The organism is Halobacillus sp. K22, from assembly GCF_052246795.1.
In the GTDB taxonomy this organism is placed as follows: domain Bacteria; phylum Bacillota; class Bacilli; order Bacillales; family Halobacillaceae; genus Halobacillus.
Genome location: NZ_JBQQCN010000011.1, coordinates 1 through 21,395, shown reverse-complemented (window position 1 = coordinate 21,395; position 21,395 = coordinate 1). Strand labels below are relative to the sequence as shown.

General features: G+C 41.2%; 18 protein-coding genes. 15 read left to right on the top strand and 3 right to left on the bottom strand.

Translation table 11 applies throughout. The annotated features are described in order from the left end of the window. The first annotated feature begins 89 nt into the window (after positions 1 to 89). The 6 genes from ACTWPM_RS09785 (at position 90) to ACTWPM_RS09760 (ending at position 5,405) form a co-directional block, all read left to right on the top strand. A complete protein-coding gene (locus ACTWPM_RS09785; protein WP_443132862.1) occupies positions 90 to 287 on the top strand; it encodes a DUF2188 domain-containing protein in 198 nt (65 codons plus the stop codon). 898 nt (positions 288 to 1,185) lie between these two features. Further along, positions 1,186 to 1,971 (top strand): ABC transporter ATP-binding protein, encoded by a 786-nt coding sequence (locus tag ACTWPM_RS09780; protein WP_443132861.1) that lies wholly within the window; start codon positions 1,186 to 1,188, stop codon positions 1,969 to 1,971. 217 nt (positions 1,972 to 2,188) lie between these two features. Further along, positions 2,189 to 2,452: a hypothetical protein gene (locus ACTWPM_RS09775; RefSeq protein WP_443132860.1), complete on the top strand. Its 264-nt coding sequence runs from the start codon at positions 2,189 to 2,191 to the stop codon at positions 2,450 to 2,452. 147 nt (positions 2,453 to 2,599) lie between these two features. Further along, positions 2,600 to 3,517: an aldo/keto reductase gene (locus ACTWPM_RS09770; RefSeq protein WP_443132859.1), complete on the top strand. Its 918-nt coding sequence runs from the start codon at positions 2,600 to 2,602 to the stop codon at positions 3,515 to 3,517. 167 nt (positions 3,518 to 3,684) lie between these two features. Next, a complete protein-coding gene (locus ACTWPM_RS09765) occupies positions 3,685 to 4,920 on the top strand; it encodes an NAD(P)/FAD-dependent oxidoreductase (protein WP_443132858.1) in 1,236 nt (411 codons plus the stop codon). A 20-nt stretch (positions 4,921 to 4,940) separates the two neighbouring features. After that, positions 4,941 to 5,405, top strand: a complete 465-nt coding sequence (locus tag ACTWPM_RS09760; RefSeq protein WP_443132857.1) for a hypothetical protein — start codon at positions 4,941 to 4,943, stop codon at positions 5,403 to 5,405. Between the two features lie 50 nt (positions 5,406 to 5,455). Here the strand turns inward: ACTWPM_RS09760 and ACTWPM_RS09755 are convergent, their stop codons facing one another. After that, positions 5,456 to 6,301 (bottom strand): TetR/AcrR family transcriptional regulator, encoded by an 846-nt coding sequence (locus tag ACTWPM_RS09755; protein ID WP_443132856.1) that lies wholly within the window; start codon positions 6,299 to 6,301, stop codon positions 5,456 to 5,458. 673 nt (positions 6,302 to 6,974) lie between these two features. Between ACTWPM_RS09755 and ACTWPM_RS09750 the strand changes: the two genes are divergently transcribed. Further along, positions 6,975 to 7,940: an NAD(P)/FAD-dependent oxidoreductase gene (locus tag ACTWPM_RS09750; RefSeq protein WP_443132855.1), complete on the top strand. Its 966-nt coding sequence runs from the start codon at positions 6,975 to 6,977 to the stop codon at positions 7,938 to 7,940. Positions 7,941 to 8,690: 750 nt separating this feature from the next. On the opposite strand, the gene rarD is transcribed toward ACTWPM_RS09750, so the two are convergent. Together rarD and ACTWPM_RS09740 are read right to left on the bottom strand one after the other, a co-directional pair. Beyond that, the gene (rarD, locus tag ACTWPM_RS09745; protein WP_443132854.1) at positions 8,691 to 9,596 is read right to left on the bottom strand and encodes an EamA family transporter RarD; all 906 of its coding nucleotides are present in this window, start codon (positions 9,594 to 9,596) and stop codon (positions 8,691 to 8,693) included. 126 nt (positions 9,597 to 9,722) lie between these two features. Further along, positions 9,723 to 11,312 (bottom strand): FAD-dependent oxidoreductase, encoded by a 1,590-nt coding sequence (locus ACTWPM_RS09740; protein ID WP_443132853.1) that lies wholly within the window; start codon positions 11,310 to 11,312, stop codon positions 9,723 to 9,725. Between the two features lie 147 nt (positions 11,313 to 11,459). On the opposite strand from ACTWPM_RS09740, the gene ACTWPM_RS09735 reads away from it, so the two are divergent. The 8 genes from ACTWPM_RS09735 to ACTWPM_RS09700 all read left to right on the top strand — a co-directional run bounded on the left by ACTWPM_RS09735 (position 11,460) and on the right by ACTWPM_RS09700 (position 21,161). Next, a complete protein-coding gene (locus ACTWPM_RS09735) occupies positions 11,460 to 12,758 on the top strand; it encodes an EAL and HDOD domain-containing protein (RefSeq protein ID WP_443132852.1) in 1,299 nt (432 codons plus the stop codon). 99 nt (positions 12,759 to 12,857) lie between these two features. Then, entirely contained in the window at positions 12,858 to 14,039 is a 1,182-nt protein-coding gene (megL, locus tag ACTWPM_RS09730) for a methionine gamma-lyase (RefSeq protein ID WP_443132851.1), read from the top strand. A 734-nt stretch (positions 14,040 to 14,773) separates the two neighbouring features. Further along, a complete protein-coding gene (locus tag ACTWPM_RS09725) occupies positions 14,774 to 15,268 on the top strand; it encodes a PTS sugar transporter subunit IIA (RefSeq protein WP_443132850.1) in 495 nt (164 codons plus the stop codon). 175 nt (positions 15,269 to 15,443) lie between these two features. Further along, positions 15,444 to 16,385 (top strand): aminoimidazole riboside kinase, encoded by a 942-nt coding sequence (locus ACTWPM_RS09720; RefSeq protein WP_443132849.1) that lies wholly within the window; start codon positions 15,444 to 15,446, stop codon positions 16,383 to 16,385. Positions 16,386 to 16,397: 12 nt separating this feature from the next. Continuing rightward, positions 16,398 to 17,855 (top strand): glycoside hydrolase family 32 protein, encoded by a 1,458-nt coding sequence (locus ACTWPM_RS09715; RefSeq protein ID WP_443132848.1) that lies wholly within the window; start codon positions 16,398 to 16,400, stop codon positions 17,853 to 17,855. A 75-nt stretch (positions 17,856 to 17,930) separates the two neighbouring features. Beyond that, entirely contained in the window at positions 17,931 to 18,473 is a 543-nt protein-coding gene (locus ACTWPM_RS09710; RefSeq protein WP_443132847.1) for a transcription repressor NadR, read from the top strand. 129 nt (positions 18,474 to 18,602) lie between these two features. Next, positions 18,603 to 20,045 carry a cardiolipin synthase gene (gene cls, locus ACTWPM_RS09705; RefSeq protein WP_443132846.1) on the top strand — a complete coding sequence of 481 codons (1,443 nt, stop codon included), beginning with the start codon at positions 18,603 to 18,605 and terminating at the stop codon, positions 20,043 to 20,045. A 501-nt stretch (positions 20,046 to 20,546) separates the two neighbouring features. Next, positions 20,547 to 21,161 carry a hypothetical protein gene (locus ACTWPM_RS09700; RefSeq protein WP_443132845.1) on the top strand — a complete coding sequence of 205 codons (615 nt, stop codon included), beginning with the start codon at positions 20,547 to 20,549 and terminating at the stop codon, positions 21,159 to 21,161. Positions 21,162 to 21,395 lie beyond the last annotated feature (234 nt).

Sequence of the window (21,395 nt, the reverse complement as noted above, 5' to 3'; positions counted from 1 at the left end):
GTCAAACTATTTGTGCAAAATTCGAATACGTTTGAAATGCCAGTGGGGTGGGAATGGTTTAGCAAGTATAGTAAAAGGAGTGAATAGACATGAAGGAATACACAGTTGCACCAAATAAAGACGTAACAGGCTGGTTGATCAAAATAGAGGATGTTGCCCCTACGGATTTGTATGATGAGCGTGATACAGCAGTAGCAAAAGCTGAAGAAATGGCTCAAGAAAACAAACCAAGCAAGCTCTATATTCTAGATCAGAACCACGAAGTGGAAGATGAAAGAAGTTATTAATAAAGAAGACTCCCTAAATGGGGGTCTTTTTTTTGAGTGTCTCCTTTATTTTTGTGTTACATATTAAAGATAAGCTCCCGTTACTGGAAGACTCAGTTTCGAGACTTTTGTTAGAATTAGGTTCTGCGGGGGACGATTTCGCTTTCCGAGGGCATGTGCTGAGCCTCCTCAGTCTTCGACTTCCGGGGTCTCACCGCTCATGTTTATCCCACTGGAGTCTACATCGTCCCCCTCCGGCCCTTGCGATATATGGAGCTCGAAATCTTGTTTGAGAGGCTCGGTTTATGATGGAGATAAAACTTCTAACAATGAGCGTGTAAAGTCATAATTCCCGCTATAGAAGCATTTGAGGCGGGTCAAGCACCTTCTAACGACTATAGAAGGGTCCGTTCGCTTTTCAAGCATAGGCTGGCGAAGGGAACGACGAGACTCCCGCGGGAGAAGGAGCTAGGCGAGACCCCACAAGGAGTGGTAACGACTGAGGAGGCTTGCCAGTTCCCCCGCAGGAAAGCGAGTTGTTCCCGTAGTCAGCCACTCTCTTTATTAGCAACGGACCTGGAATATCTCGAAATCGAGTCTTCAAGTATCCGGCCCTATAGCTCAAAAACTTTTTATTATAAATCATCAACTTGATCTATTAGATCCGTGCAGTGGATATGTTAATTGGAGGAGTCATTCTGGTGTTTCGTGTTACTGGGGTGACTTGTTATTTTCAAAGAATTTTGAAATAATTATGATTATATAATTCCCGTTGCGAAAACCGTCTATCTATGTAGAAAGTTCAGTCAGGTGAAGAATTAACGATCTTGCTGGAAAGGAAAGAGATTTATTTCCTGCCAGGGTATTATACGTACATAAATTCATATAAATAGTAGGCGGCTAGAAGGGAGTCACATCTATGGTGCTGGAGATGGAAAACGTATCTTTGAGACGAGGAGACAGATGGATTCTAAAGGATATTAATTGGCATATTGAAGAAGGAGAGCACTGGGTACTGCTGGGACTGAACGGCTCTGGAAAAACGTTCATCCTTAACTTACTGAATGCATACACCTTTGCAACAAAGGGAGAGGTTAACGTATTAGGTATGCAGTTTGGGAAGACTTATCTTGCAGAACGCCTCCGTAAACAGATTGGGTTCGTTTCTTCAGCTATTCAGCAGAAGATCCACCAGGGCGATAATGCTTTTGAAGTGGTGCTGAGCGGAGCATTTGCTTCTATCGGACTTTATGAAACCCCTACAGACTCCATGAGGCAAATGGCAATCTCATTACTTGAAGACCTTGGGTGTATTGACTATGCCAACCGAAATTATGAAACTCTTTCAACCGGGGAAAAACAGCGTGTTTTAATTGCTAGAGCACTCATGGCGGGACCTTCCCTCCTGATTCTTGATGAGCCTACAAGTGGCCTAGATTTTATAGCAAGGGAGAAATTACTCGAATCTATTGAAGAGATCACAAAGAAACCTAATGCTCCCACAATGATTTACGTAACGCATCATGTTGAAGAAATTCTTCCTGTTTTTCACAAGACTTTACTGCTTAAAGAGGGAGAGGTTTTCAATGCTGGCGAAACAACTAAGATGATTACCAGCCAGCAGCTCTCCAGATTTTTTGATCTGGACGTGGATGTGAGCTGGCATAACGAGCGTCCTTTTCTATCTAAAGTGCAGAAGGGATAAGTTCATTACTTCTCTTCGTTTTAAGGATAGTTAACGTAGCTGTTTTATTCCTATCCTGTTTGCCCCTCTTTTTTTGTGTGTTAACCATAATAAAAGGTAAATGCATGACTTTATCTAAGTTTTATTACTGAATAGCAGTTGAAAATATCGGTAAGCTCTTATATTATAATGATTATATACAGTTTCAGAGCTTTGATTTCCGTAGAGGAGTGATCAAATGTTAAAGGAATCGGACTTTCCAACAGATGAGCTAAAAGAACAATGGATAAAGGTACGGAACAAGAAACTGGAAGAAATGGCTCAATATATCCAGCGCTATTTTCACCTAACTAAGGTCAGGGAGAACAAAAGCAGTTATGAAGTGCAAGGCTACTTCTTTCAGCCTGGCTTTGGCGAAGTAAGAATGGCGTTTGAATTCAGCTACGAAAATGTTGCTAAGTTTACGGATTTATTTGATGAACCAATTGAAGAAAAAAATTAAACGAATGAAGACGAAAACCCCGCTCTATTTTTTCTTAGATTGGGGTTTTTTTCTTTGCAATGCTCGTTCTACAATCAAGCGTTTTCAATTACTTTATTTTCAATATAATGTTAGGATAGAACCATTCAATGAGGAAGAGGTGGGAGTTTGAAAAAGCTGAAGCTTGGTAACAGCGAATTAGAAGTTGGGGAAATTTCTTTAGGCTGTATGAGGATTAATAAATTAGAAAAGAAAGATGCTCGGTATGTAATTGAAAATGCCATGGACACCGGCGTGGATTTGTTTGACCACGCAGATATTTACGGATCAGGTGAATCCGAATCTGTGTTTGCAGAGGCTATCGATATGAACGATGATGTTCGTGAAAAAATGAAACTGCAGACCAAATGCGGCATTCGCGATGGATATTTTGATTTCTCCAAAGATCACATTCTTGAATCTGTGGAAGGCAGCCTGAAACGTCTGAAAACAGATTATATTGACAGTTTATTGCTTCACCGGCCAGATGCTTTGTTTGAACCTGAAGAAGTGGCTGAAGCCTTCACGGAATTAAAAGAAAGCGGGAAGGTACGCTATTTTGGTGTGAGTAATCAAAATCCAATGCAGATTGAACTATTGAAAAAGTATTTGAAGGAAGATTTGATTGTGAATCAGATGCAGTTAAGTATAGTACATACCCCCATGATTGATGCTGGTTTCAATGTAAATATGCAAAACGATCCAGCTATTATGCGTGATGGCGGCGTCATAGAGTACTGCCGTTTAAATGATATATCCATCCAGGCCTGGTCCCCGTTTCAACACGGCATGATAGAAGGTCCATTCGTTGGGAATAAGGAATTTCCACAAGTCAATGCCAAGCTGAAAGATCTGGCTGAAAAGTATGGGGTGACAGATTCAGCTATCGCTATTGCTTGGATCCTGCGCCATCCAGCTAATATTCAGCCTGTAGTTGGCACGATGAATACAGAGCGTATGAGAGATATAGCTAAGGCTTCTGATATTGAATTAACCAGACAAGAATGGTATGAACTATATACTGCCGCAGGCAATGAGCTGCCTTAATATAATGGGCACAGATAAAGGAAATAAGCGCTGTCTTGTTTCCTCTTTTTTTCATCTCACTCTCTACCTTGTTCAAAAAATACGTTTTACTCAAAAGCTGAAACTAGAGTTTGCAGAGGTAAATCCGTTACGATATAATAAATAACTTTTTAAAGGTGAGTTGAAAAATGAACGATCGATTTGATGTCATCATAGTAGGTGCCAGAGTAGCGGGTTCAAGCCTGGCCATCGAACTATCCAAGCTTGGAAAAAGCGTCTTACTTCTTGATAAAAATTCCTTTCCCAGTGATACACTTTCTACCCACCATATGTCACATATAGAGTATCTAAAAAAGTTGGGGGTGCTGGGTAAGGTGGAAGCGAATGGTCTAAGGCAGATTAACCGAATGCGTACATACATTGGGCAGAGTTTTGTGGAAGGACCTAGGTCTTCCTATACGATCATTCCTAAACGCGATCATTTAGATCACGTTCTTCTAGAAGAAGCGGAAAAATATAAGGATGTTTACTTTCAACCAGCCACCAACGTCAGTAATCTTTTATGGGAAGGTGATAAGGTAGTCGGAGTTTCTGTGGACCATAAACAAGGGGGATCTTCTTCCTATTATGGAGACTTAGTGGTGGGAGCGGATGGTAAATATTCCAATATTGCAAAGTGGACAGGGGCAGAGAAGTATCATAATCAAGGAGCATTGCGACCCGTTCTTTACGGTTATTATAATGGAGTCAAGCCGCTTGTCGAGCCTGTCACAGAAATATTTCTCCACGAAGGGAGGATTGGCTTTCTTTTTCCAATGGAGGAAGGAAGAGATTGTCTTGGGCTAGAAGTGCATCCAGATGAATTTAAAACGATGATGAAGGATCCGCAAGTAAACTTTGAATCTATGTATAAACAGCTTTATGGAATGGAAAGACGTTTAGAAGGCGCTTCTTTACAAGGTAAAATTATAGGCACCTCCGGCATGCCGAATTTCTTTAGACAGGCCTACGGTAAGGGATGGGCGCTCATTGGGGATGCGGGGCACAGTAAAGATCCTAGTACAGGTCTTGGTATCAATGACGCATTTATGCAGGCTTTTCTTTTAGCCGAGTCTGTTCAGCTTTATGAAGAAGGCGAAAGCTGGGAAGAAGTCATGCGAATCTTTCAGGAAAAGAGAGATGCTCAGCTGCTTCCCGGGTTTCAGTTAACCCTTAATTATATTCAAAGCTTACGAAGCTGGACGAGTAATGAAATGGCCTTGTTTCAAGCCATGGCCGCAAACCCTATGGTGTGGAACAAGCTTGTTCCTAAAATCGCTGATCATTTGAAAGAAGACTCTGGGGATATTCCACTCTTATATCAATCGATTGAACTCGAAGCAGGTCAATTTGGATATGAGAAGGAAAATAGAGAGAAAAATTAATAAAATGAGGTGATGCAATAGTGAGCTGGACAAAAGATAAGGCTTATGAAAAGTTGCAGGAAATTTACACGGATAAAGTTATGCAGGATGAGAAACGACGGATATTTCAGCAAGTATATAACCATCTGCATGAGCATCTGGACGATCTTGCCGTAAAGTCTGGTTTAAAAGAGGACTCTCTGAAACAATTGAAATTTTTTAAGGAATACACATTTATGCCTGGTGACAATTTGTTTCAGTCCATGCGCTATGTTTTTCTTTTGGCTCGTGGTGAAAGAGAAAGGGAACCACAAGAAACCAGTCAACATCTGTCGCGCATTTACCGCGCTCTATTTCAACCGGCAGGACTTAAAAATCCTTATATTCCCGAGTCCTTTTGGAAAACCCCGCTCGGAGTAGCTTGTTCCGTTGCTGAAGACGGTGTGGAATCTGTATATCCGGTGCTTGATGAAGTGGTTGAAGCAGAAGCATTTGAAAGTAATTAATAAGAGACGCCTTCTGAACTGAAGGCGTCTTTTCGTATAGGAAGAAGAAGTTACAGTTGAAAAAATGTTCGGATTTGGCCTGCAATGCCCTGATAGGATTGCAGCCCTTCTAAATTGGCTAACATCCCTTTTAGAATAGCCGGGCGGGGCTCCATTTTTTGTATTTCATCCAGCAGAACGGAAATGGTTACTTCAATGTCCCCTTCTGAAGATTCTCGCAATTGAACGAGGGTATCTATAATTTCATCTAGTTCATGATGGAAAAACTCCTTAGGAATAAGCCCGCTCATAAGTTCTTCAGTTATGATCGGCTGGTCCCCGCTATGTTTGAACCCCTCCACGATAAAATCCATTCGCCTCAACATAGCGTGAGATAACTCTTCTACATCCATTTGGACGTTCTCAATAATTATTAAATCTAAAAATGCTTTAAATATGCCTTGAAGCAGAAGACTTACTTCCCAAATAACCGAATCGATTTCCTTACCGTAAATGGAAAGCAGATGCCTTTTGTAAAACAAATATGAATTGAAGCGCATCTGAGTGAGAAAAGCTTCTATATTGTCATTAAAAGGGATAGCCTGCTCTCTGATTTGCATGATAATAAACTCTCTGTGTTCTGCAATTTCCTGAAATGTAACAGTCATTTGTTTCGTGAACTTAGCTCTTGGTTCTAAATCAAGGGACTGGATAGCATCCGTCTTCTTCTGGATATTTTGAAAGTAATAATTAAATATTTCCAGTAAAAGAGCATCTTTTGATTTAAAGTGTAAATAAAAAGCCCCTTTTGAAATGCCGCATTCATTAGCGATTTCTTGAACGGAAGTTGAGCTAAATCCTTTTTTTGCAAACAACTTTATTGATTGTTCTATAATATGAATTGATTTTTGATCCATTTTCACTGCTCCTTACCTGTTTTGCGGGTTTGTAATTGTATATGAATTTGAATAGTTATAGAAAAAACGAAACGATTTTTCGTCCAGCGTTAACTGGCTCCTTAACAACTTAGGAGGAGACCAGTGAAATCTATCTTTGTATAAATACCTTCAATCAAAATGACAGGTTCTGAGGAGATACTAGAGCCGCTTGAACTATGTTTTGTATTCCGACTTAATTTTAACGTATTTCTTCCTGAAAGTCTCAGTGGCTTAAAAGAGGGAATTAGAAATGTTGATATTAAGAGGTGTTGGTTGAACGTGGTTTAAATGTTGTTGCGTGCGAGAAAGAGAGTTACAGGTTCAGATGTATGTTCCATATGGCTTATACCCATTCGAGGAAGAGTAAGAATTTGGGGTGGTCGATGGAAATTAGTCTACTAGAAAGTTGATTTGACCGTTTACAGTCCAGAGCTTGAAAAGTCTGTTATTGATAGTTAAGCCAACTCTCTATTGTTAATCCTTTTAATCATACCATTGGCTTATGAACGGCTATGTGATTTCAGCAAAAATAAAAAGGTTAAAGAAGTATAAACAATTTCTGTTAGAATAAGAACATCTCCGAATATATTTCGGATGTGTTCTTTATATATATTTGTGGAAAATTAATTATAATAGACATGGAGGTGGAAGAATGAATAACTATGAGATTACGATTGTGGGCGCGGGCTTCTCTGGAATCACAGCTGCCAATCGGTTTTTGAAACAAGGGAGAAAAGATCTCCTTTTAGTTGATAAAAGCAAGAGTGTTGGAGGAAGGCTTGCCACAAGACGAGTAGCAGGTGGAAAAGCCGATCATGGTGCGCAATTTTTTACTGTAAGAACGAAGGAGTTTGAAGAAGATGTCCAGGGTTGGCTGGATCAAGGGTGGATTAAGCAATGGTTTGGTGAAGAGTACCCTCGTTATACAGCTGTAGACGGTATGAACAGTCTGGCTAAACACCTGGCTAAAGGCATTCCAACGTCACTACATACCACAGTGACCCGAATTGTCCAGAATACAAGTGGGTTTCGATTATATGATGAGAATGGGAACGAGTGGCAGTCAGAAAAAGTGCTGCTGACTATGCCTGTTCCTCAAATAATTGAGCTGTTAAAAGACAGCGAAGTACGTGTGGATCCTTCTGTATATAAACAGTTGAAGAAAGTTGTGTTTGAACCGACTTATGTAGGGATTTATCAGTTCAATCATCCTACCAATCTTCCTGAGGATGGTCATATAGATACCGACCTTCCAGAAGGAATGGAACGAATGGTGGACCATGAGAAAAAAGGGATTTCAAAGGAAACCACTGTCAGTATCTACATGAAATCAGACTGGTCCAGGAAATACTACGGGGAAGACTATGTACTTTCTTTAATTAAAGAAAAGGCAGCTTCCTATTTAGATTGGAAAGACCTCGAATCCGAACAGTTAAAACGCTGGCGTTACGCTCAGGCGAAAAATGTGATTCAATCTTCCTATTTAGATCTATCTGGTGAAGGCACACTTGTAGCTGCGGGAGATGCATTTCTTAGAGAAAATGATGAAGCTAAGCGTACCCGCCTGGAGAGTGCTTACTTATCAGGGAAAGATGCCGCTGCTTATTTCAGCTGGTAAGCCATATGAGTAATCATAAAAAAGGACGGCACCTGCAAATTTAAGGTACCGTCTTTTTTAATTGGTTCATTTAAACTTCCGCGTCCTTTAAAGGTAAAGCTCCCGATACTTGAAGACTCAGTTTCGAGATAACTCGGGTCCATTGCCAAAAAAGGATGGGGCGGCTACGGAAACAACTCGCTTTCCTGCGGGGGACTGGCAAGCCTCCTCAGTCGTTAACACTCCTTGTGGGGTCTCGCCTCGCTCCTTCTCCCGCGGGAGTCTCGTCGTTTCCTCCGCCACCCCAACGATATCTCGTGAACGGACCCTGCTATAGAAGACATGGGTCAAGCTGTATCTGCCTCAAATGCTTCTATAACAGGGTTCCTACACGTAAACAGACAGTAAAAATCAAGGTGGATTATAGATGATCCTTGTTCATGGGAAGGTGTTTATGCAGAGAACTTCGAGCTCTCCATGATCGCAAAGGGGCGGAAGGGAACGGCGAAGACTCCTGCGGGATGAACATGATCGGTGAGATCCCGGAAGGCGAAGCTGAGGAAGCTCACCACAAGGGATGTTCGACTAAGGTCGCCACGTCCTGTGGCAACGTCGAACGACCCTGCGTCGTGCAGGGCCGCGGAAAGCGAGTCGTTCCCTGGAGCCCCTTTCTCTACAAAATATCTCGAAACTGAGTCTTCAACTAACCGGCCCTATTGTGTAATAAGCCTCAAATGAAACACCAACACTAAATTTTACCAAAGCCTTTAATTAACTCGCTTTTGCTTCATATTTTTTCAGTCGCTTCATGCGAGTCACTGTGTAAACTGCAAGACCGGCCCATATAAGGGTGAACGATATAGCATGAACTTCAGTAAATGGCTCGTTGTATAAGAAAACACCGATGATCAGCATAATGGTCGGAGCAAAATACTGTAGAAAGCCAACCATGGAAAGAGGAATGCGCTTCGCTCCTGCTGAGAACAGCAATAAAGGGATTGCCGTGACAATTCCAGCTCCGAACACAAGCAGGCTGGTAAGGGAAAGCAAGTCTACCTGCATCCATTGACCGCTTTGCTGGTTTAAGAGATAGATGAACGCAACCGGTGACACGATAAGGGTTTCAATGGTTAGTCCATACATGGCATTAAGGGGAACTAATTTTTTCAGTAATCCATAAGAACCAAAACTAAAAGCAAGCAGCAAGGCAATCCAGGGGACGGAACCGAAGTTGACGGTCATAAACAATACACCGCATCCGGCAAGGAAAAAAGCAAGCCACTGAGCTCTTGAAAAGGTTTCTTTTAATACAATCATTCCTAGAAGAATGCTGACAAGCGGGTTTATATAATAGCCGAGACTGGCTTCAACGACATGATCGGTATTTACTGCCCATATGTAAGTGACCCAGTTGATACTGATGGTTATGGAAGCGAGCGTAATGCCGACCAGTCGGATTTTTTTATTTATGATGGCACGGAGCTCCTTCATAAATTGTTTCCGTTTATTGATGGCTAAGACGAGGAATGCCATGAAAACGAAAGACCATACAATCCGGTGGGCGAGAATTTCAAATGCGGGGATTTGCTGAATCAGTTTCCAGTAGATGGGCAGAAACCCCCATAAAATATAAGCTCCTGCTGTATAAAGAATGCCTAATTTTTGATCGCTGATCATACAGAAAAGATCCTCTCTATGATTATTCCAGATGAATTTGATAAACTTTTCCAACTTTTATATTATACCACCCTTTATACTGGAAAAATAGAAAAGCGCTGCCTCCTTTCAGGCAGCGCTTTGACATTATGGCTGATCCGGTTGTTCTTCTTCGGCGTTAATCTCATCAGAGGTGATTTGCTGCTGCTCAGGAGAAGGAAAAGCGATTTTCATAAGCGGCTGGTCAGCCGGACCTTCCACAACTGTTCCATCAAAAGAGAATCTTGAGCCGTGGCAAGGGCAGTCCCAAGTACGTTCCGCATCATTCCATTCCACTTCGCACCCCATGTGAGTGCATGTCGTATCCAGAAGGTGTATATGGTCTTCTTCATCTTTAAAAGCTCCTGCACGTTCGCCTTTCCATTGAACGACCAATCCTTCTCCTTTTTTCAGGTTTTGAGGTCGGTCTGCAACAAGCTCGAGCTTCCCTTCCACAAGGTGGACTGCGACATCAAAATTCTGGGAAAGAAATTGTTTCATACTAGGATCTGTTTTGAACCGTGACGGTTTGAACAGAGAGTGAAACAATGAATCCTCGCCTTCAACAGATTGAGAAATAAGCTGAGCGGCAAGCGTTCCATTCGTCATACCCCATTTTCTAAAACCGGTAGCTATGAACACGCGATCGTTTCGTCGGGTAATGGGTCCAATGTAAGGAACTTTATCTAGCGTCGTCAAATCTTGAGCAGACCATTGGAATAATTTCTTCTTAATTCCAAAGGTCTGAGCAGCAAACTCTTCAATCGCGTTGTAATGGAAGGATGTATTCACTCCCATCCCTGTTTTGTGGCTTTCGCCTCCTACAAGTAAAATTGGTTTGCCATTGTATTCAGCTGTACGAATGGTTCGCTTTGGTTCGTCTACAGAAAGGTACATGCCATCAGGTATTTCACGTTCTGGTTCGATAGCCATGAGGTAGGATCGCTCTGCATACATACGGCTGAAATAAAATCCTTTCCCGTCATAGAAGGGGAAGTGACTGCAGGAAACTGCTTTGTCACAGGTGACCGTTGCACCGGAACCCGTTTGAACTTTAAGCTTAGGTCCTTCTTTAAGGTCAGTAGCTTTAGTGTTTTCGTAAATTTCTCCACCTAACTTGATAAACTCTTCTACTAAAGCGGCTAAGTATTTTAGGGGATGAAAACGAGCCTGATTGTGCATAACTAGAGCTTTTTTGGCTTCTACATCAAAAGGAAGCGACTCAATAAGGGATCCTTCGATTCCTAGTTTGTTGTAAGCTTCATACTCCTGGTCAAGCTTAAGCGCTCCTTTATTTGTAGTGGCATATAAAAGGGCATCTTCCTTTTTCCAATCACAGTCGATGTCATATTTATGAATCAATTCTTCAATTAAGGAAAAAGCACTCATTTGAGCTTGATAGTAGAGAGAGGCTTCTTCAGTACCGAAATGCTTCATTAATTCATAATATATCAACCCATGCTGGGCAGTAATTTTAGCTGTAGTATGACCTGTTGTACCGTGTAACAAGTGATCAGAATCGAGTAATATAACTTGCTTTCCTTGTTTAGCTAATAAATAAGCAGTTGTAATTCCAGTGATGCCTCCACCAATTACAGCGACATCTGTAGACGTATCTTCTTTTAGTTCATCAAATGAAGGTAGCGATGTATCTTCCAGCCACATTGGTTGTGGCTTTGTCCATTGTTGTTTATCCATGTTTTCCCTCCTGAAGAAGTCTTTGATTTCAGTGTTTCCTTCTTCTCGTATTTCATGTATTTTTTCCCATACCATTATTACAATGACTGGAGGGGTGTAGTATACTTAACGTATTGTTCTCAAGTGTTGAAGAAGGGAAGAAAGCCGATGGAAGTTTTCGTGGCACGGCAGCCAATCTTGAAGTTAAATGAAGAAGTGTATGCTTATGAACTTTTGTACCGTGATAGTCACGTTAATCGGTTCACTGCGATCGATGCCAGTCGAGCGACGACAGAGGTTTTAGTTAACAGCTTCTTGACCATAGGACTGGATCGACTTTCCCAAAATAAACCTTGTTTTATTAACTTCACGGAAAAATTACTGTTGGACCAGATCCCCAAGCATTTTAACCCTGCCCAATTAATTGTAGAGATTTTGGAGGATGTTTCCTTTTCAGATCACCTCGTAGAAGAATGTCGTGATTTAAAAGAACAAGGGTATACCATTGCTCTGGATGATGTAGTCTCCCTGGAACAGCTCTCAAATCTCCATCTGCTTCGTTATATAGATATTATTAAAGTAGATATTCGCTCGGTCTCTCCAAAACAACGTCATGAAATTATCCATTTAGCAAAAACATATAATCTTACACTGTTGGCTGAAAAAGTAGAGACGAGAGAGGAGCACCAAGCTTGTGTCTTGGAGGGCTTTGAGCTCTTTCAAGGTTTTTACTATAGTAAGCCTCATGTCGTCTCAGGAGTAGATATCCCTTTTTTTACAGCGACTTATTTCCAGATTATCGAGGAACTATCTGTCTCAGGCAGAGAAGTAGATGTAGACAAAGTGGTTGATATATTAGAGCAGGACCTGGCTCTTACTTATAAATTATTACGGCTGATCAATTCCTCCAACTATCAGCATTCCAATGTGCCTATCCAGTCAATAAAACAGGCCGTAATGCTTTTAGGAACGGATGCTTTGAAAAAATGGCTGTATGTGCTTTCTATCGAACAAACGGAAAGGGCTGCTTCCACTGCTTCTCAATTTTTGGTCAAAACGAGCTTACTTCGAGCAAAAATGTGTGAGCAGGTCGCAATCAAGCTGCGTGCTGGCACACGATCAGATGGATTTTTCTTGACTGGGTTTCTGTCATTGGTGGACGTAGGAACGAAGCAGACAACTTCAGAAGCAATTCAGTCCCTGCCGCTTGATGCAGAAATAAAAAGTGCCTTGAATGGGGAGCGGAACTTATACAGAAGTATTCTAGATATAGCGATAGCCATGGAGACGGCTGAATTTGAAATTCTTGATCATTCAATGGAGGAATTAGGGATTGATTTTAGTGAAATATTTGAAATATACGGTCAGGCGATCGCCTGGGCAGATCGATTGTATCAGGAACACTTTTCTGAAACCGAAGATGAAAAGACAGTAAATGAACACCCTTTAGGGAAGATGGAAATATAGTAACTAAGGAGGAGGGCGAAACACCTTCCTTTTTGTTAGAATAAATTGAAAACGCTTACAATTATATGGCTAAAAGTTATAGAAAGAGAGGGAGCAAAAATGAATAGGAAAGACAAGCGTATGGAGACCTCCATGATCCATGGAGGCAAGCATTCAGATGAGTTTTTAAGAAGTTTAACCATGCCTATATTCCAAACATCCACTTTTTCATTTCAAACCGCTTCTGAAGGGGAACGTCGTTTTTCAGGAGAAGAAGAGGGCTATATCTACACACGACTTGGAAATCCTACTGTAAAAGCGCTAGAAGAAAGAATGGCGGTGCTTGAGGGTGGAGAAAAAGGATTGGCTTTTGCTTCAGGGATGGCAGCAGTTTCTGCGGTTCTTATTGCCTTAACAAAAGCAAATGACCACATCCTATGTTCCAATGGACTATATGGATGCACGTATGGTTTACTGACAACACTTAAAGAAAAATATAATATTCAGCATGATTTCAGCTTTATGAGGACAGAAGAGGAGTTGAGAGAGAGAATTACTGACTCTACCACCTGCATATTTATTGAGACCCCTATCAATCCAACGATGAAAGTAATTGACTTACAGATGGTTGCCAAAGTAGCCGGAGAATACAATATACCTGTAGTAGTCGACAACACTTTTTGTACACCCTACTTGCAACGGCCGCTAGAGTTAGGCTGCGATATCGTTATTCATAGTGCTACCAAATATCTAGGTGGTCACGGAGACGTGATTGCCGGGCTTGTAATAGGAAAAAAAGACTTTATGGAAGAATTAGCAATGAACGAACAGAAGGATATAGGTGGGGTGCTGTCTCCGTTTGATGCCTGGCTTCTGATCCGAGGCTTAAAGACCCTTCATATCCGTATGGACCGGCATAGTTCAAACGCCGGTAAGATTGCCAAATATTTAAGACATCATCCTTTAGTGAAGGATGTTTATTATCCTGACACCGAAGGTCATGATCTGCAAGGACAGATGGAGGACGGAGGAGGAGTGCTTGCTTTTGATATTGAAGGTGGAAAAGAGGAAGCGCACCACATCATGGATCAACTAAAATTGATCAAGATCGCTGTAAGTCTAGGAGATGCAGAAACACTTATCCAACATCCCGCATCTATGACTCATGCAGTGGTTCCTGAAGAAGAAAGGAAGAAAATGGGGATTGGAGATAACCTCATTCGATTATCTGTAGGACTGGAATCTGTAGAAGACATTTGGGAGGACTTAGAGCAGGCTTTGAAGGCAGGGGCAGGAAAATGAAACGGACATAATAATCCGTTATGGTTTAAAATCGCCATATCTATCTCCCCCATAAGCTCCCATTACTTGAAGACTTGATTTCGAGATATATGGGGTCCGTTATGGCAATAAGGCTAGGGTGGGTTTGGAAATAACTCGCTTTCCTGTGGGGGAACTGGCAAGCCTCCTCGGTCGTTATCACTCCCTGTGGGGTCTCGCCTAGCTCCTTCTCCCACGGGAGTCTCGTCATTTCCCAACCCACCCAGCGATATCTGGCGAATGGACCCTTCTATAGGAAAAAGGAGACATGGTACATCGGCCTCAAATGCTTCTATAGCAGGTCATTCACGTGGTAACGCTACAAGCCTTCCGTGATCTTATCGATCATGTTCATCCCACAGGAGTCTTCATGGTCCCCCTCTGGACCTTGCGATAATTATGTCTCGAATCTCTTTGGAGTAAAGCAATATTACGAGAAAGAGATAACATTCTGAACACATTGGATGCCCCCCGCAGGCACTTCACTGTAACCCGATATCTCGAAACTGAGTCTTCCACAATCCGGCCCTATTGTTTAATAAGTCTGGTATGAAAAATTTAGAAGAAAGGTTAATAAAGCTTTTTTTGAATAAAACCAAATGATGAGTTTATTGATAGTAATCTAGGGAAAAATACAATTAGCTTCACTTTCAATAGAAGACTACCAAAGGTATAATGAGAAAGCATTTTTATTGAGTAAAGAAAGGGTGAAGATATTGTTAAAGAATTTATTTGGTAAAAAAAGTGTAGAAGAACAATTAGTTGCTCCTTTGAACGGAAAAGTTGTTTCTTTAGATGAAGTGGATGATCCTGTATTTAGCCAGCGTATGATGGGTGATGGCGTTGCCATTCAACCTACAGATGGAAAAGTGGTCAGTCCAATCAGCGGGGAGATCGTACAAATTTTCCCTACGAACCACGCAGTTGGAATTAAAACGAAATCAGGTGTGGAAGTACTGGTTCATATTGGACTGGAAACCGTTAGTATGGAAGGTGAAGGCTTCGAAGGCCATGTGAAAACTGGTGACAAAGTGAATGCCGGGGATCACCTCATTACCTTTGATCCTCAACTTGTAGAGGAAAAAGCTAAAAGTTCCATTACTCCAGTAATCATTACGAATTTTGATGATGCAGTTGAGAGCTTCGATCCATCTTATTCTGACTCTGCAAATGCAGGGGAAACGAAAATTGCAACACTTCAAACAAAATAATCGCCCCGCCTAAAACCTAAAGCCTTTCGCTTTAGGTTTTTTCATTAATATACCGCATTTTATTAGCGAGAGAATGGAAAGGCACGCAGGGTTAAAGGTATAATAGTTAACAGATTGGATCAGGGAAGTAATAATAGAACCTGATCTTTATATATATAGAAAGGACGTGCTTATATTGAATAAAGGTGTTATTACTCTTGGAGAAGCTTTAATTGATTTCATCCCATTAGATAATGAAAACATTAACTTTCAGAAGAGCCCTGGGGGAGCGCCCGCAAACGTTGCCGTGGGGTTGGCCCGTTTAGGAGCTAAATCTACATTTCTAGGTAAAGTCGGGGACGATGTACTGGGTAAGTTCCTGAAGAAGACACTGGAAGACTATGGAGTCAGTACAGAGTATATGTACTTAACGAAAGATACACGTACTGGCGTGGTTTTTGTTACACTGGGTCAGGCAGGCGAACGTAGTTTTGATTTTTATATTAATCCAAGTGCTGATCGTTTTCTTGAAGAGTCGGAAGTTGATGAAGCGATGTTTGATAACCACAATGTTCTTCACTTTGGTTCAATCTCTATGATAGATGAACCTTCCAAAACAGCAACAAAAACTGCGGTAAAGCAGGCGAGAGATAAAGGATTAATCGTTTCCTATGATCCAAATTTACGACTGGGATTATGGAGTTCAGAAGAAAAAGCAAGAGAAATCATTCTGTCTATGATGGGTGAAGCAGATATCGTTAAAATATCTGAAGAAGAATTAGAGTTTTTAACTGGAGAATCTGATATTGAAACGGGTGTAAAGCAATTACAAAATTATCATATTCCAGTCCTTTACGTAACGCTTGGGGCACTTGGAAGTCACGTTTATACATCGGAAGGTCATATTCAGGTCCCTGCTATGAAAGTCGAATCGGTAGATACCACAGGAGCGGGAGATGCTTTTGTTTCCGGCTTGTTATACCAACTGAGTGAGCACGGAACAGTTGAACAATTGTCGTTGGAAGAATTGGAAGTCATCACTCGTTTTGCTAGCGTATCCGGAGCTCTGGCTGCTTCAACAAAAGGAGCAATGACCGCATTACCTACAAGAAATGAAGTTGAGGATTACTTGAAATAGGAGGATTTTTTGATGGCTGAAAGAGATCAGGAACTGCGCCAGGCAGCAGCAGAAGAAATAGATAAGTATAAAGAAGAAGTGGCATCCGATCCATATCGTCTCCTTTTCCATCACATGCCGCCGGTGGGTCTTCTTAATGACCCCAACGGTTTTATTCAATGGAAGGGTACGTATCACTTGTTTTATCAGTGGATGCCGTTTGATACAGGCCACGGAGCGAAATTTTGGGGGCATTACACTTCGAAAGACTTTGTTAACTGGGTGCATGAAGATATTGCTCTAACCCCATCTGACTGGTATGACAAAAATGGAGTCTACTCAGGCAGTGCAGTTTCTCACAATGATCGGCTATACTTATTCTATACAGGGAATGTGAAGGATGAAGAAGGAAATCGTGAGGCTTATCAATGTCTCGCCGTGTCAGATGATGGCGTTAACTTTGAAAAGCAGGGAGTAATTGCTGAGCTTCCAGAAGGGTACACAGCCCACTTTAGAGACCCTAAAGTGTGGAAAAATGGGAATTACTGGTACATGGTAATTGGAGCTCAAAGTAAAGATCTTCAAGGAAAGGCTGTCTTATTCCAATCAGAAAATTTATACGACTGGAAGCACCTCGGCCCTGTTACAGGAAGTTTGGAAAACAACCTTGGTGAATTCGGTTATATGTGGGAATGCCCGGATATTTTCCAGCTTGAAGATCAGGATATATTAATGGTATCTCCTCAAGGTTTAGAGGAGGAAGGAATGAATTATGCCAATACTTATCAGAGTGGATATTTTGCTGGGAAATTAAATTATGAACAGCCCCATCTTGAACATGGTCCTTTCCGTGAACTCGACCGTGGTTTTGAATTTTACGCTCCTCAGACAACTTTGGATGAGCAGGGACGTCGCATTCTTATAGGGTGGATGGGCGTACCCGATCAGTATGAGCAAGCACACCCTACCGTAGAAAAGCAGTGGGTTCATTGTATGACATTGCCAAGGGAGCTGAGCTGGAACGGGAAGCAAATTATCCAGCAGCCAGTGAATGAGCTGAAAGATATGAGAGGACCAGCGTTGATCCATTCCTCTATTACGATTGAAAATGATCAAAAAGCCGTCCGGGGAATTGGAGGCAGAGCAACAGAGTTGAATCTCGAATTTGATAGGATTGAAAATCAGTTTGCTGTAGAATTATTTCAATACGCTGCTATTAGTTATAAAGATGGAATCCTTACCTTATCAAGACCGCATCTGGAAGACAGGGAGAAAACGGAATTCCGCAGAGTTAAGCTTCCAGAAGGTCTGAGAAATCTCCATTTATTTATTGATCAATCTTCTCTTGAGATTTTTGTGAATAATGGGGAGGAAGTCTTCACCTCCAGGATCTTCCCGCAGCCTGAAGAGGAAGATATTCTGTTCACTTCGCTCGGAGAGAGCAGCTTTTCTATTGAACAATGGAAGCTGAGCGGCTTTAAACTTTCATAATTTTTAAGCTCTACCATCGCAAGTTTAACTTATGCTACAATAAGAAAACGAAGATTGCATGAAGGAGCCGTCTATATGAGTCCATCCTCTAAGAAAATGAAAGCAAGTGAGAGAAGAGAGCATATTTTATCCTTATTGAAGCAAGCAAGGGAGCCAATTACTGGTAGTTCTCTTGCGGAAGAGATGAACGTTACAAGGCAAGTGATTGTAGGGGACGTTTCATTACTTAAAGCAAGAAATGAACCTATAGTAGCCACTAGTCAAGGCTACATGTATATGACGGATAACAAGGAAAGTTTGGCTTATCAAAGGACAATTGTCTGTCAGCATAACGCTGAGCAAACGGAAGAGGAACTTAATATTCTTGTAGATCATGGAGTGCACGTGTATGAAGTTGTAGTAGAGCACCCCATTTACGGAGATTTAACTGCTCAACTAAGAATCTCAAATCGGCGTGATGTTAAGAAATTCATTGACGAGGTCCACTCTACGAATGCCTCATTTCTGTTGGAGCTAACCGATGGCGTCCATACCCATACAATCTCAGCAGACAGCAAGGAAGCACTTGATGAAGCTGAAGATGCTTTATGGAAAGCGGGCATTTTGATGAAAAATTAATGTGGATGTACAAAGAAAAGAGGTATGCTTAGAGTGTAATCAGCATACCTCTTTTTTGTGTAGTTTATAAATCTAAATATGATATAGTTGATGAACAGTGGTTTTGACGAAAAAAGGTAGGTGAACCAGGTGAATATCATCCCATATATTTTAAGTACTATATTAGGTTTAAACGTACTCCTGGCCTTAGCCATCATCTTTTTAGAGCGCAGGGATGCAAGTGCCACATGGGCCTGGTTGATGGTACTGCTGTTTTTACCTATAGCAGGGTTCATTTTTTATTTGATTTTTGGAAGGCGGTTAAGCCATAAAGAAATATTTACGTGGGATAAGAAAAGCCGATTAGGTTTATTAGCAGCTGTTCAGGATCAGCTGCAAGCTATAAAAGAAGATCGATTAGAGATTAACCATCCGGATATTGTACCTTACGAAGATCTTATTTACTTACATTTAAAAAATAATGATGCTCTTTATTCAGACAATAATGAAGTAGAAGTATTTACTGATGGACAAAAAAAGTTCCACGCTTTGATCCAGGATATTGAAAGTGCCCAAGACCACGTTCACTTACTTTATTATATCGTCCGGGATGACAAACTGGGCACCCGTCTCGCTGACGTATTGATAAGAAAAGCTCAGGAGAATGTAGAAGTAAAGCTTCTATATGATGATATGGGATCGAGATTACTTAAAAGAAAGTTTGTACGAAGGCTCAGGGAAGCTGGGGTGGAAGTAGAATCCTTTTTTCCTTCCTTCATTCCTAAAGTAAATTTGAAAATTAATTACCGAAATCATCGTAAATTAGCCATAATAGACGGTAAGATTGGTTATATTGGTGGATTTAATATTGGAGATGAGTATTTAGGATTTAACAAAAGGTTCGGTTACTGGAGGGACACCCACCTCAGGGTCGAAGGGAATGCTGTTAATAATATGCAGACAAGGTTTATCCTCGACTGGAACCAGGCTTCAAGAAAAGACATCGTTTATGAAGATCGGTATTTCCAGGCAGAGCCGAAGGGAAACACAGGAGTCCAGATCGTTTCCAGCGGACCTGACTCAGAATGGGAACAAATTAAACATGGATATATTAAAATGATCTTATCGGCAAAAGAGTATGTGTATGTCCAGACCCCTTATTTTATACCAGATGACAGTCTTCTCGATGCTCTAAGAATAGCGGTGCTTTCAGGCGTGGATGTTCGAATAATGATCCCAAATAAGCCAGACCATCCATTTGTTTATTGGGCCACATTTTCTAATATTGGGGATATGCTTAATGCGGGCGCCAGAATTTATATTTATCAAAAAGGTTTCTTGCATGCAAAGACTATTGTGGTAGATGGAAATATTGCTTCTGTGGGTACCGCTAATATTGACGTGCGAAGTTTTCGTTTGAACTTTGAAGCTAATGCTTTTGTGTACCATCCGGATATTGCCAAGGCTTTAAGTGATCGTTTTCATGAAGATTTAACCGAATCTACAGAACTTACAAATAAGTTATACCAGTCGCGCTCCAAATGGATTCGCTTCAAGGAAGCTATTGCAAGACTGCTTTCTCCAATACTATAAATGTACCTGCCGGTTATACGGTTAGGAATCAACCAACACCCCTTTATGCAAGGGAGCTGTTGGTTTTTTAATTGGCTTTTTTAACAATATGGTTGATCTTAGCTCCGGATACTGTAAGACTCGATTTCGGGATAAATTGAGTCCGTTACAATATGGGATGAGGCTGGCATAATCGTCCCCAGAAGGATCTTCCTCATAACCAATATTCCTGACCAAGTCTTACAGCATCGGGAGCTTAACTTTAACATCAACATGGAAGGTTAACAAAGCCTGTTATTTAAGGATAGATGGGCTAAATTACTGACGGTGTTATGAATTGTAAATATTTGATGTTTTCTGGGTAAAAGCCGTATAGATCATACTAGTTTATGGATATAGTAGAGAAAGAGAATGATAACGTAAAAGCGGGGTGGAATTGTGGAGAAACGCAGGATAGATCATAGGTCAGAATACTATAACATTCCTATAAAACCCTTTTCTTCAAATGGAGAACCAAAGACAGTGCTTACGTCGGAAATGATTGACCGTACGTTAAATGACTATATAAATGGGTTGAAAAAACAGGAGCAGGTCAATCGTGATAAAATCAATGACCTGGCCAGCAGGAATAAACAGCTTCATAGAAAAGTTCAAGCATTACAGCAAGCAGCCCAGACAAAATTTATAAACCAATCAAGAATTCAATATTTTTCTGAAACAAAACTCGTAGAAATTGAAGGCAAATTTCAATCCAGCGACGATGTACCTACCATTGTGCGAAATAGAATCGAGATGAATTGCCTTCCTAGTAATTTGGCGGGGCAGATTGGTTTGATCAGACCCGTGGAAAACCTGGAAGCTGAAAATACATCTGAGTATAAAGGGGTGTACAGCATCATTGAAGAAGAAATGGAAATCGACGCTGATCGCACAGTGATATTCAAAGAAGGAATGTATGCGACTCTTTATACTAGAAATAGTATTAAACCTTCTCTCTATGAGGAATTATTAGAGTATGTGAAAAAAAGAGGTTACCATATTGAAGGCCCTTTTCTTATTCGTCAGATTGTAGATGCGTTTATTACTGCTAATGAGAATGAGCTTCTGAGCGAAGTGCGAATTAGAGTGAGAAAATAAGAAGGGTGAATGCTTACAAACCGCTGCCTCAGAGGCTAGTGGTTTTTTGTTTGTTTACAACGCATTGAACTACCCCCACTTACTCGCTGACGCTCCTTGAAGTTGGAGGATTCCTAAGAGCACGAACCTAACGGTTCGTTCAAATGATTAGGCTAGCCCCGTCGCACCGACGGTTGAAAGGAGTCGTTGAACTTCCTTTAGTATATTGAAACTCGCATTTAGATCGCGGTCGTG